Source organism: Rhizobium terricola (assembly GCF_012927355.1).
GTDB lineage: Bacteria > Pseudomonadota > Alphaproteobacteria > Rhizobiales > Rhizobiaceae > Allorhizobium > Allorhizobium terricola.
This window is the reverse complement of sequence record NZ_JABBGK010000001.1, coordinates 851,705-862,550: the sequence shown is the minus strand read 5'-3', so window position 1 is coordinate 862,550 and position 10,846 is coordinate 851,705. Positions and strand designations below refer to the sequence as shown.

13 protein-coding genes and 1 pseudogene are annotated in these 10,846 nt (G+C 63.4%); 8 read left to right on the top strand and 6 right to left on the bottom strand.

All coding sequences use genetic code 11. The annotated features are described in order from the left end of the window. The 3 genes and pseudogenes from HHL25_RS04045 to HHL25_RS04035 all read left to right on the top strand — a co-directional run. Positions 1–691, top strand: a pseudogene (locus HHL25_RS04045) (hypothetical protein); the annotation flags it as partial. A 121-nt stretch (positions 692–812) separates the two neighbouring features. Continuing rightward, positions 813–1,682 carry an NAD(P)-dependent oxidoreductase gene (locus HHL25_RS04040; protein WP_169587512.1) on the top strand — a complete coding sequence of 290 codons (870 nt, stop codon included), beginning with the start codon at positions 813–815 and terminating at the stop codon, positions 1,680–1,682. Further along, entirely contained in the window at positions 1,679–2,371 is a 693-nt protein-coding gene (locus tag HHL25_RS04035; protein ID WP_169587510.1) for a DNA alkylation repair protein, read from the top strand. Before HHL25_RS04040 ends, HHL25_RS04035 begins: the two co-directional genes overlap by 4 nt. Before the next feature lie 13 nt (positions 2,372–2,384). Here the strand turns inward: HHL25_RS04035 and HHL25_RS04030 are convergent, their stop codons facing one another. From HHL25_RS04030 to HHL25_RS04015, 4 genes are all read right to left on the bottom strand, one after another. After that, a complete protein-coding gene (locus tag HHL25_RS04030) occupies positions 2,385–2,873 on the bottom strand; it encodes an Lrp/AsnC family transcriptional regulator (RefSeq protein WP_169587508.1) in 489 nt (162 codons plus the stop codon). Between the two features lie 64 nt (positions 2,874–2,937). After that, positions 2,938–3,597: a uracil-DNA glycosylase family protein gene (locus tag HHL25_RS04025; protein WP_169587506.1), complete on the bottom strand. Its 660-nt coding sequence runs from the start codon at positions 3,595–3,597 to the stop codon at positions 2,938–2,940. A gap of 21 nt (positions 3,598–3,618) precedes the next feature. Next, a complete protein-coding gene (locus HHL25_RS04020; protein ID WP_169587504.1) occupies positions 3,619–4,230 on the bottom strand; it encodes a glutathione S-transferase family protein in 612 nt (203 codons plus the stop codon). 19 nt (positions 4,231–4,249) lie between these two features. Beyond that, positions 4,250–4,774: a thermonuclease family protein gene (locus tag HHL25_RS04015; protein ID WP_315853021.1), complete on the bottom strand. Its 525-nt coding sequence runs from the start codon at positions 4,772–4,774 to the stop codon at positions 4,250–4,252. 164 nt (positions 4,775–4,938) lie between these two features. Between HHL25_RS04015 and HHL25_RS04010 the strand changes: the two genes are divergently transcribed. Both HHL25_RS04010 and HHL25_RS04005 read left to right on the top strand, forming a co-directional pair. Beyond that, positions 4,939–6,471, top strand: a complete 1,533-nt coding sequence (locus tag HHL25_RS04010) for a sensor histidine kinase (RefSeq protein ID WP_169587500.1) — start codon at positions 4,939–4,941, stop codon at positions 6,469–6,471. Positions 6,472–6,559: 88 nt separating this feature from the next. After that, the gene (locus HHL25_RS04005; RefSeq protein WP_169587498.1) at positions 6,560–7,525 is read left to right on the top strand and encodes an endonuclease/exonuclease/phosphatase family protein; all 966 of its coding nucleotides are present in this window, start codon (positions 6,560–6,562) and stop codon (positions 7,523–7,525) included. Positions 7,526–7,529: 4 nt separating this feature from the next. Here the strand turns inward: HHL25_RS04005 and HHL25_RS04000 are convergent, their stop codons facing one another. Next, positions 7,530–7,931 carry a diacylglycerol kinase gene (locus HHL25_RS04000; protein ID WP_169587497.1) on the bottom strand — a complete coding sequence of 134 codons (402 nt, stop codon included), beginning with the start codon at positions 7,929–7,931 and terminating at the stop codon, positions 7,530–7,532. Then, entirely contained in the window at positions 7,924–8,946 is a 1,023-nt protein-coding gene (gene cobT, locus HHL25_RS03995) for a nicotinate-nucleotide--dimethylbenzimidazole phosphoribosyltransferase (RefSeq protein ID WP_169587495.1), read from the bottom strand. Before cobT ends, HHL25_RS04000 begins: the two co-directional genes overlap by 8 nt. 158 nt (positions 8,947–9,104) lie before the next feature. Here cobT and HHL25_RS03990 point away from each other — a divergent pair, with 158 nt between their 5' ends. From HHL25_RS03990 to HHL25_RS03980, 3 genes are read left to right on the top strand one after another with little or no spacing between them, the layout of a single operon-like run. Then, complete coding sequence (locus tag HHL25_RS03990) at positions 9,105–9,887, top strand: adenosylcobinamide-GDP ribazoletransferase (RefSeq protein ID WP_169587493.1); 783 nt, start codon at positions 9,105–9,107, stop codon at positions 9,885–9,887. Between the two features lie 37 nt (positions 9,888–9,924). Next, positions 9,925–10,146 carry a DUF1289 domain-containing protein gene (locus HHL25_RS03985; protein ID WP_169587491.1) on the top strand — a complete coding sequence of 74 codons (222 nt, stop codon included), beginning with the start codon at positions 9,925–9,927 and terminating at the stop codon, positions 10,144–10,146. Continuing rightward, on the top strand, positions 10,143–10,844 hold the full coding sequence (locus tag HHL25_RS03980; RefSeq protein WP_169589549.1) for a TIGR02281 family clan AA aspartic protease: 702 nt from the start codon (positions 10,143–10,145) through the stop codon (positions 10,842–10,844). Before HHL25_RS03985 ends, HHL25_RS03980 begins: the two co-directional genes overlap by 4 nt. Positions 10,845–10,846: the final 2 nt, after the last annotated feature.

The following is a 10,846-nucleotide window of genomic DNA, read 5'->3' as shown; positions in this document are numbered from 1 at the left end:
GGCGGATGACCGCTTCGTCGAGGTTACGAAGATCACCTCGCTTGACGTTCTTGACGGCGTCGACTTCGAAACACGATTCCGCCTCGAAGAGTGCGGGATATTCGACGTCCAGAACCTGGCCACTTACAACCCTATCCTCCTGCATGTCGAAACACCTTACGGTATCTATCAATGCATCGACTGGATTGGGCAGGCGCAACTGTGCCATATCGTCGGGCTGGAGCGTTTCATGCTGCTGCGCGAGATCAACATCCGAACGATCTTCGATCTTGAGCGGGCGATCGACAGCATCTACTCACCACCGCAATTCGATGACATCTATATCAGCATCCTGATGGCGCCGACGGACAACCTCCGTCGGATCGCCGATGCGGGAAAGACACAATTTCTGATGCGGGACAAGCAAGGCAGCCGGCAGGTATCGGTGGACGAGTACTGCAAGTGGGCAAGGGAACTCATAAGCACCAATCCGGAACTCCTCTCGGACGCTGCCGAGCACCTGATGTGTTGGATCACGGACGATCTTCACGTCAGGCGGTTGCGGAGGCTATGGACGGACATTTCCGACAGCCTTGAACCGGGTTCCAACTACTTCGAAGATTCGAGGCGCCACCCACGCAATGCAGCGCTTTATGGAAACAGACGGCAGAACACACCCGCCACCGGGCTTGTTGCGGGAGACGGTATCTAGCCCCACGAATCAACCAAACTCTCGGCATCTTCGACCACAGGTTTCGCATGCCAGCCTTTTCCTAATCACCACAATGCTCTAATCCTGCCGTCTCGAACGCACATGGCAGGAGACATAAGGCATGGCAAAGGTCGCATTCATCGGTTTGGGCGTCATGGGTTACCCGATGGCCGGGCATCTGAAGACGAAGGGCGGGCACGACGTGACCGTTTACAATCGCACCGCCGCCAAGGCCGAGAAATGGGTTGGCCAGTTCGGCGGCAAGGCCGCCCCGACGCCGACCCAAGCCGCTGCCGATGCGGATTTCGTCTTCACCTGCGTCGGTAACGACGATGACCTGCGCTCCGTCACGATCGGCGAAAACGGCGTGCTTTCGGGCATGAAGCCGGGCGCGATCCTGATCGACAACACCACTGCCTCGGCAGAAGTCGCCCGTGAACTTGCCGAAGCTGCGGCTGCGCGGGGTCTCGGCTTCATCGACGCGCCGGTCTCCGGCGGCCAGGCCGGCGCGGAAAACGGCGTGCTCACCGTGATGTGCGGCGGCGACCCGGCGACCTTCGACCGGGCGAAACCGGTGATCGACGCCTTCGCCCGCATGGTCGGCCTGATGGGTCCGGTCGGCGCCGGCCAGCTCACCAAGATGATCAACCAGATCTGCATCGCAGGCCTGGTCCAGGGCCTCGCCGAGGGGATTCATTTTGGCAAGAAAGCCGGCTTGGACATTGAAAAGGTTGTGGAAGTCATCTCCAAGGGGGCAGCCGGCTCCTGGCAGATGGAAAACCGCCACAAGACGATGAACGAGAGCCGCTACGAATTCGGCTTTGCCGTCGACTGGATGCGCAAGGATCTCGACATCGTGCTGACAGAAGCCCGCCGCAACGGTGCAAGCCTGCCGGTGACCGCCCTTGTCGACCAATTCTACGGCGAGGTCCAGAAGCTCGGCGGCAATCGCTGGGATACGTCCTCGCTCCTGGCGCGTCTGGAAAAATGACCTTTACGCCCGCCTCCTCTGTCGAAGAGATTGTTGCCTTCCTGCGCACCCAGCGCAACGAGGCCAACATCGCCGGCATGGGCCGATATGGCATCGTCACCGACACGGCGATCGGCATCGGCAATCCGGTGCTGCAGAAGCTGGCGAAGGAAGCGGGCGTCGACCACCGGCGCGCCAAGGCGCTCTGGGACACCGGGATCCGCGAGGCCCGGATGCTCGCCATCTGGACCTTCGATCCCAGGGCACTGACGAGGGACGAAGTAAGGCGCCTCGCCGACGACTTCAATTCCTGGGAGATCGTCGATACCGCGGCCGACCTGCTGACGGACACGGAATTCTGGCAGGAGCTCATTGCGGAGTTTGCCGCCGATGAACGGGAATTCGTCCGGCGCACCGCCTTTGCGATGATTGCCGGCGCCTCCGTCCATCGCAAGAAGGAACCGGATGCGACCCTCATTGCCTACCTGCCGCTGATCGAAACCCATGCGACCGATCCGCGCAACTTTGTCCGCAAGGCCGTCAACTGGGCCTTGCGCAACATCGGCAAGCGCAACAGGACGTGTCACGCCCCGGCCCTCGCGCTCGCCGAGAAACTGGCGGGAAGTACCGACAAGACGGCGCGCTGGATCGGCAAGGACGCCGTCCGCGAACTGACCAGCGAAAAGATCCTCAAGCGCCTGAAGCCCTGAGGATCGCTGACGCTCAGTCTTCCTGAGACTTCTGGTTGTCGAGGAGCATGTAGTCGAGCGGAAGCTCGGTCGTGTACTTGATCTGCTCCATGGCGAAGGCCGAGGAGACGTCGCGGATCTCGATCTTGGCGATCATCCGCTTGTAGAAGGCGTCATAGGCCTGAATGTCCGGTACGACGACGCGCAGCAGATAATCGACGTCGCCACTCATGCGGTAGAATTCGACGACTTCCGGGAATTCCGCCACCACTTCGGAAAACCGCTTCAGCCACTCGATCGAATGGCTCGACGTGCGGATCGAAACGAAGACGGTGACCTTGGTGTTGACTTTGACCGGATCGAGCAGCGCCACCCGGCGGCGGATCACGCCGTCCTCCTCCATCTTCTGGATACGGCGCCAGCACGGCGTGGTCGAAAGCCCGACCTTCTTGGCAAGGTCGGCCACGGCAAGCGTGGAGTCTTCCTGAAGAATGCGGAGTATTTTTCGGTCGAGTCGATCCATGCCACTGCCTTTCGAATATTTTTCCACATATAAAGCAGAATAACTTAAAGCAAAGAAAATCGTTTCAGGCGCAGAGCGTTTTCACCTCCTTTTTCAGGATCGGCAGAACCTCCGCCTCGAACCAGGGATTGCGTTTCAGCCAGCCCGTGTTGCGCCAGCTCGGATGTGGAAGCGGCAGCACCTTGGGCCCCTCCACATTGGCCTGCCAGTAGTCACGCCAATGCTCGACCGTCTCGGTCATCGTCCGGCGCCGGCGGCTTCCGAGGTGCCAGGCCTGCGCATACTGGCCAATCGCCAATACGAGCTCCACCTGCGGCATGGCCGCCATCACCGTCGTGCGCCACTCGGGCGCGCATTCCCGCCGGGGCGGAAGGTCGTGGCCATTTGCGTCATAGCCGGGAAAACAGAAACCCATGGGCACGATGGCAAAGCGGTTTCGATCATAGAAGGTTTCCCGATCGACCCCGAGCCACTGGCGCAGCCTGTCGCCGGAGGCATCGTTGAATGGCAGCCCCGTCTGATGAACCTTGAGCCCTGGCGCCTGGCCGGCGATCAGGATGCGGGCGCGGGTGGAAATGATGGCGACCGGACGCGGCTCGTGGGGAAGACGTCTCTCCTCTCCGCCAGCCGGACAGTCCCGACAGATTCGGCAGGCGCCGATCGCCCGCCTGAGGTCGTCCAGCTCATCGTCCGGCCTTTCATCCGTGTCGTTCGCCCGAGGCATCACGCTTCCCGTGCGCCCGGATCACAGTGCCGCGCTCGGCCGGGCCTGGACGTCCCTGAACCAGCGCCAAACATGGGCAAACTCCTCCGGACAGGTGATCCGCGCCGGCTTCATGAACTCGAAGGCGATCATCGCGGTGATGTCGGCGATCGTGTAGCGCGGCCCGGCGACGAAGGCCCGACCCGCCAGTTCCTGATCGAGGAATTTCAGGAACTCCAGCGCCTTCGGCTTGTTCGCCTCGCCCCAGGCCGGCACCTGCGGCACCTCCCATTCGGCCATCGCCGGATGAAGGTGGCGAAAGGCCGCCGCGACCGGCGCGAAGAAGTGAAGCTCGGCGCGCCGGTTCCACATCTCGACGATCGCCTTGTCGGTCGCATCGATTCCAAACAGCGACGGCTCGGGCTGGATCTCCTCGAAATAGCGGCAGATCGCCACCGACTCGCAGATCACGGTGCCGTCATCGAGTTCGAGGACCGGCAATCGCTGCAACGGGTTCTTCGCGGCGATCTCCGCCGACTTGTGCCCGAGTTTCCCCATGTCCACCGGCACGGTTTCGACCGTGATCCCCTTTTCCTTGAGGAACACCGTCACCCGGCGCGGATTGGGCGCGCGTCCACCATCATAAAGCTTCATGAAACCTCCCTCGTTTCCCTCAGTTGATACCAAGCCAGCGACGGAGCAAAGCGAAAAGACCTGAGGCATGTTCGGTTTCCTCCATTCCGGCGCGATGAATACGCCGCCAGTCCGACGGGCGGTCGAAGGGTCCGGACCAGATGCCGAGCCCTTCCTCGCGCGCCGCCGCCTCCTCGCCACCATAATCGCCATAGGCGACGGCAAGACCCTCGCGGACCATCGCCCTGTTGACGTCGAGACCATCGGCGACGCAACGCACCAGTTGCCGTCCATATCGGTCAACGCCGCCGCCGCTGCAGGAAAACGAAGGCTCGGAGACGAAGGCAGCCAGTCGCGCCCGAGCAGAAGAACCGCAAGGATCGACAGCAGGTTCCACGCCGCAGGTCTGAGCGATCTCCGGCGCATCGATCCCCTCGAGACGGAAGCGCTGGTTCCCCTGCGCCAGCGTATCGCCGTCCACCGCGACGAACCGCCCCGTCAGGCGAATGCGGTTGTCCTGGTCGAGCTTGGAGGCGATGACAAGGGCAAGAAGAACTGCGGACACAGCGACCACGCCGTCGCGCAGAAGACGGAGACTACGATTCACAATTTGGCCCATTTTGAAAATGAAAGCTTTGCGATCATGGCAAACAAAACCTTGTTCGGGAGTATCTTCTTAACAAATGGTCGCTAGTCTCGTCTGATCAGCGGCAAGCGATCTTCCGGGACATGAGTAACGGCGTAACCACCTCGACAGACAAGAACATCGTCGACCTTTCCCGCGGCCATCGCAACAAGGCCGTGGCGAAAGCCGTTCGCACGACGCGTGAACGCCTGCAGTCGAATCAGTCCGGTTCCCTGCTTTTCGAAAGCGAAATACTCGGCATGCATCTCGGTGCCACGCTGCAGGGCGCCGCGGTGATGCCGATCATCATCCTCATGGTCAGCGGATTCGGCGCCTACATCAATCCCGACCCGACACTGCTACTGTGGACACTTGCCACACTCACCATCCACGCGCTGAACATCATCCTGGTCAAACGCGCGTCGCGGGCGGACCTTGTCGCGGCAAACCTCATCAGATGGCGCCGGCTTTTGTTGATCGGACAGGTCAGCATGGGCGCCTGCTGGGCGTTCTTCTCCCTGCAATCCTGCAATCCCTGCGGCGACACCTTCGTGTTCTACAAGGGCGCGGTACTGCTGATCGTGCTTTCGGTCACCGCCATGTCGAACATGCTGCTGCGCCAGGCGGTGCTCTTCGGCTTCCTGCCGACGGTCGGCGCCCTGCTCTTTACTGCGATATCCAGCCGCCACATACTCGACATCGGCGTCACCGCGCTCTTCACGACCGCCTTGGTCTTCTTCATCTACATCACCAGCCGGCTGCACCAGGCCAATCTCAAGCTGCTCTCCTTCCAGAGCGAGAAGGATGACCTGATCGCCGAGCTCGAGGTTGCAAAATCCCTGTCGGACGAAGCCCGTCGCCGCGCGGAAGAGGCCAATCTGGCGAAATCCCGCTTCCTTGCCTCGATGTCGCACGAGCTGCGTACGCCACTGAACGCCATTCTCGGCTTCTCCGAAGTGATGGCGACCGAGGTGCTCGGACCTCTCAACAATCCGCTCTACAAAGAATATTCCGGAGACATCCACCGCTCCGGCCAGCACCTGCTCGACCTCATCAACGAGATCCTCGACCTCTCCCGCATCGAGGCCGGCAAGTACGAGCTGAACGAGGAAGTCGTTTCGCTTCTCGATCTCGCCGAGGATTGCATCGGCATGGTCCAGCTGCGCGCCAAGGCGAAGAACATCTCGATATCCGAACAGTTCGAAGCAAACCTGCCTTCCGTCTGGGCCGACGAAAAGGCCATGCGCCAGGTCATCCTCAACCTGCTTTCCAACGCCGTGAAGTTCACGCCCCAGGGCGGCGAAGTGGCCGTCAAGGTCGGCTGGACGGCGGGCGGCGGCCAGTACGTCTCGATCCGCGACAACGGTCCGGGCATTCCCGAAAACGAAATCCCGGTGGTTCTTTCCGCCTTCGGCCAGGGCTCCATCGCCATCAAGAGCGCCGAACAGGGCACCGGCCTTGGCCTGCCGATCGTCCAGGCGATCCTGGCCAAGCACGGCGGCGAGTTCAAGCTGAAGTCCAAGCTGCGCGAAGGCACCGAAGTGATCGCCATCCTGCCGGCGCGCCGCGTTCTCGAAAGCCTGCCCGCGGTCACGGAAACCCACGCCGTCGAGCCGCGCAAGCGCCAGTTTGCCTGACCTCGGCGCCGCGTCGCCTTTTCTTTCGTGCGTCTGTCATCGAACCCGCATATCGTCGGCGAAAATCGACGGATTCGGGATCATCGTCATGACAAAGCATCTGGGCGCCCTGCTCATCTCCACCTCGCTCGTCGCCACACCGGCGATGGCAGCCGGTGCCGCGACCGAACTCACCGTGATGAGCTACAACATCTGGGGCGGCGGCGTGAACGAGGAGAAGGACGTCTCGGAGACGGCAGAGGTGATCCGCAAGGCCGGCGCCGACATTATCGGCATCCAGGAAACCAAGCCGGAGCCCGACGTCTGCGACGCGGACGACTGCGTGCCGACCGGTCCGAGCGTGGCGAAGGATCTCGCCAAGGCGCTCGGCTTCTTCTACTACGAGCAGGAAAAGACCAATCCAGCGCTCTGGGCCAATGCCATCCTCAGCCGTTATCCGATCGGCAAGCCGACGGCGAACGACCTGGGCGTCGAGATCGACGTCAAGGGCCGCAAGGTCTTCGCCTTCAACGTCCACCTGACCGACTTCCCCTACCAGCCCTACCAGCTGCTCGGCATAGACTACGGCCCCGCCCCCTTCCTGAAGACGGCGGATGAGGCCGTCCAGGCTGCGGCAAAGGCCCGCGGTCCGGCGCTCGACCTGCTGATGAAGGATGTGAAGCAGGCGGAGAATGCCGATGCCGTCTTTCTGTTCGGCGACTTCAACGAGCCGTCCTGGCGCGACTGGACCGAAGCCGCGGTCAAGGCCGGACGTCAGCCGATGGCGGTGAAATATCCCTCCGCCCTGCGGATCGAGCAGGAAGCGGGCATGACAGACCTCCTGCGCGCCGCCTATCCGGACCCGGTCGCAAAGCCGGCCTTCACCTGGACCCCGACATCGGAACCGACGGCCAAGGACGACCATCACGACCGTATCGACTACGTCTTCGGCCGGGCAACGAAGCTTGAGACGCTCAGCGTCTCGATCGTCGGCGAAAAGGCGCCGGAAGCCGATATCGTCGTGACGCCCTGGCCTTCCGACCACCGGGCCGTCACGGCCCGCGTGCGTTTCTGACGGCTCAGAAGAAGACCACGGAGCCGGCGTAAAGCCCGTTTGCCACCAGCAGGCAGAAGACCGCGAAGGAACCGAGGTCCTTCGCGTTGCGGCCGACGGTGGAAATCTCCGGCGAGATGCGGTCGACCAGCTCTTCTATGGCGGTGTTGAGTGCCTCGACACAGAACAGCACCAGCATCAGCACGACAAATCCGAGATACTCGGCGAGGCTCGCCCCGACGAAGGCGAACAGCGCCAGCCCTGCGGCGAGCGCCAGCAGTTCGTGACGGAAGGCGGATTCGCCGATCAGTCGCCGGAAGCCCTGGAAGGAATAGCGGCCGGCCGCGAAGAAATGGGCGACACCCGTCTTCTTCTCGATCACGGAAGCCGCCTCCTGGACCGTCTTTTCGCGCGGATGATCAGTCATCGGTCTTGTTGCTAACCCCGGCGCTTTCGAAGGTCGCCATGCCGGAATGGCAGGCGGCGGCGGCCTTGACGATGCCAGCGGCAAGGGCGGCACCCGTGCCTTCGCCGAGCCGCATGCCAAGTGCCAGAAGCGGCGTCTTGCCGAGCCGCTCGATCGCCCGCAGGTGGCCGGGCTCCCCGGAGACATGGCCGATCAGGCAGTGGTCGAGCGCCGACGGATTGGCGGCCTTCAGGATCGCGGCGGCGGACGTTGCCACATAGCCGTCGATCAGCACCGGGATCTTCTGCATCCGGCAGGCGAGGATCGCGCCGGCCATCGCCGCGATTTCGCGGCCGCCGAGGCGGCGCAGCACTTCCAGCGGATCGTCGAGATGGTCCTTGTGGAACTCGACGGCCGTCTTCACGGCATTGATCTTGCGCTGGAGGACGTCGCCTTCCGAGCCGGTGCCGGGCCCGACCCACTCCTCGGCCGTGCCGCCATAGAGCGCCAGGTTGATGGCCGCCGCGATCGTCGTGTTGCCGATGCCCATCTCGCCGATGCAGAGCAGGTCCGTGCCGCCGGCAATCGCTTCCATGCCGAACGCCATCGTCGCGGCGCAGTCGCGCTCCGAAAGGGCGGCCTCGCAGGTGATGTCGCCGGTCGGATAGTCGAGCGCGAGGTCGAAGATCTTCAGGCCGAGGTCGTAGGTCGCACAGATCTGGTTGATCGCAGCACCGCCGGCGGCGAAGTTGTCGACCATCTGCCGCGTCACCGACGACGGAAAGGGCGTGATGCCGTGCTTGGTCACGCCGTGATTGCCGGCGAAGATCGCGACCAGCGGACGCGTCACGGCCGGCGGCCGGCCGGTCCAGGCGGCTAGCCACATGGCGATCTCTTCGAGGCGGCCGAGCGCGCCCGGCGGCTTGGTCAGCTGCTGGTCGCGCGCACGCGCCGCCACCAGCGCCGCGGAATCCGGACCGGGCAGGTCGCGCAACAGGGCGCGGAAATCATCGAATGGCAGGCCGGTCACGGTCATGAGCAAGGCTTCCTTGTAATCTGCGTCGAAATCGGGCTTTGATGGCTCCTCTAATACTGACCGCGCCCGACCGCAACAACCCAAAAAGCGGTGCGGCCCGTCGTCTTTGAACCGGCCGCCTTTGAACCGGTCGTCTTTGAAATGGAGTGACTGATCCGATGGATTGGCGCGAATACCTGAACGATACCGCGCGCGCCGTATCGTTCCTCAGCCGCATTGCGGTTCCTGCCCGCTTTTTCGAAGGCCATGACGGCAGCCTCTCCCGCGGTGTCCGGGCCTTCCCACTTGCCGGCGCGCTCGTGGCGCTGCCGGCGGCAGCGACCCTTTGCCTCATGCTCCTCCTAGACGCGAGCCCTCCTCTGGCGGCTTTCGCCGCGCTTGCGGTCCAGGCCGTCGTCACCGGTGCACTGCATGAGGATGGCCTCTCCGATGCCGCCGACGGCCTCGGTGGTGGTCGCAACAAGGACCATATGCTCGAGATCATGAAGGACAGCCGGATCGGCTCGTTTGGCGCGGCGGCCCTGATCCTCGGTTACGGCCTGAGGGCCGCGGCGATCGCCGAGGTTGCCGGCAACCTCCCCCCAATCGAGGCAGCACTCTGCCTTCCGGCGATCGCGGCCCTCAGCCGCGCCCTGATGATCTGGCACTGGTCGGCTCTTCCGCCGGCCCGCAGCGGCGGCGTCGCCGCTTCGGCCGGCGTTCCGCTGCGCGCCTCGCTGCATGTGGCGCTGGTTTCGGGGATCGCGATCACGGCGGCCCTCGTCGCCCCCTCGGCGTCGCTCTTCGCCTTCTTCATCGTCGTGCTCGCCGCCGCCCTTTCCTGTGCCGCCTTCACCGCCCACGTCCGCCGCAAACTGGAGGGCCATACCGGCGACACGATCGGCGCAACGCAACAGGTGGTGGAGATCGTCGCGCTTGCCGCCCTTGCCATGGCGTCGTGACCAACCGATATAGAAGGCAGTCAACAAGGTTCGCCTGATGGAATCGCCCTGCATCCTCGTCTGCTCGATCGACATGAAGACCGGTTACTGTTTCGGCTGCGGCCGTACGCGCGACGAAATCGGCGCCTGGACAACCTATACCGATCAGGAACGGCGCAGCATCATGCAGAGCCTGCCGGAGCGGCTCGAAACCGTTGAACGCAAGCCCCGTCGGGAAACCCGCCGTACCCGCATGGCGCGGGAGCGCGAGACCGGCTGATGCGCCTCCTCATCGTCCTTGCGATCCTGGGCTTCGGCCTCGCGGTTCTGGTGGTCAACCACGACACCGGGCGCAGCTTCGGCATGGCGAACGACGAATTCGGCAGCCTGGTGAGCCTCCTGCCCTTTGCCGCCATGCTGGCCGTGGGTCTCATTGCCTCGCGCCGCTCGCTCGGCCAGAGCGCCCGTCAGCTTGCCGTCTGGCTGCTCATCATCCTCGCCCTCGTCACCGGCTACCTCTATCGCTTCGAGATGCAGTCGATCGGCGATCGGCTGCTGGCCGGCTTGGTCCCCGGCCGCGCCGTCGTCGTGACGACATCGGAAGGCACGGCGGAGGTCATCCTCCACAAGGCGCTCGGCGGCCACTTCGAGACCACCGTCGACATCGATGCGGTGCCGGTTTCCGTGCTGATCGATACCGGCGCGAGTTCGGTCGCGCTGAGCTATCGGGACGCGATGCGGATCGGCATCGATCCGGCCGGCCTTGCCTTTACGCAAACCATCATGACAGCCAACGGCCGTGCCATGGCGGCCCCCGTCCGGTTGAAGCAGATCGCCCTCGGGCCGATCCTGCGCGAAGACGTTCAGGCTGCCGTCATCGAGGACGGCAAGCTCGACCAGAGCCTGCTTGGCATGAGCTTCCTGTCGACCCTCGGTTCGTTGCAGATGCAGAGCGACGAGCTCAGGCTCAGGGACTGAGA

Excerpts from the sequence above, each read along its gene's own strand:
- HHL25_RS04040 (WP_169587512.1), top strand. The coding sequence starts at position 813 with ATGGCAAAGGTCGCATTCATCGGTTTGGGCGTCATGGGTTACCCGATG.
- HHL25_RS04035 (WP_169587510.1), top strand. The coding sequence starts at position 1,679 with ATGACCTTTACGCCCGCCTCCTCTGTCGAAGAGATTGTTGCCTTCCTG.
- HHL25_RS04030 (WP_169587508.1), bottom strand. The coding sequence starts at position 2,873 with ATGGATCGACTCGACCGAAAAATACTCCGCATTCTTCAGGAAGACTCC.
- HHL25_RS04025 (WP_169587506.1), bottom strand. The coding sequence starts at position 3,597 with ATGCCTCGGGCGAACGACACGGATGAAAGGCCGGACGATGAGCTGGAC.
- HHL25_RS04020 (WP_169587504.1), bottom strand. The coding sequence starts at position 4,230 with ATGAAGCTTTATGATGGTGGACGCGCGCCCAATCCGCGCCGGGTGACG.
- HHL25_RS04010 (WP_169587500.1), top strand. The coding sequence starts at position 4,939 with ATGAGTAACGGCGTAACCACCTCGACAGACAAGAACATCGTCGACCTT.
- HHL25_RS04005 (WP_169587498.1), top strand. The coding sequence starts at position 6,560 with ATGACAAAGCATCTGGGCGCCCTGCTCATCTCCACCTCGCTCGTCGCC.
- HHL25_RS04000 (WP_169587497.1), bottom strand. The coding sequence starts at position 7,931 with ATGACTGATCATCCGCGCGAAAAGACGGTCCAGGAGGCGGCTTCCGTG.
- cobT (WP_169587495.1), bottom strand. The coding sequence starts at position 8,946 with ATGACCGTGACCGGCCTGCCATTCGATGATTTCCGCGCCCTGTTGCGC.
- HHL25_RS03990 (WP_169587493.1), top strand. The coding sequence starts at position 9,105 with ATGGATTGGCGCGAATACCTGAACGATACCGCGCGCGCCGTATCGTTC.
- HHL25_RS03985 (WP_169587491.1), top strand. The coding sequence starts at position 9,925 with ATGGAATCGCCCTGCATCCTCGTCTGCTCGATCGACATGAAGACCGGT.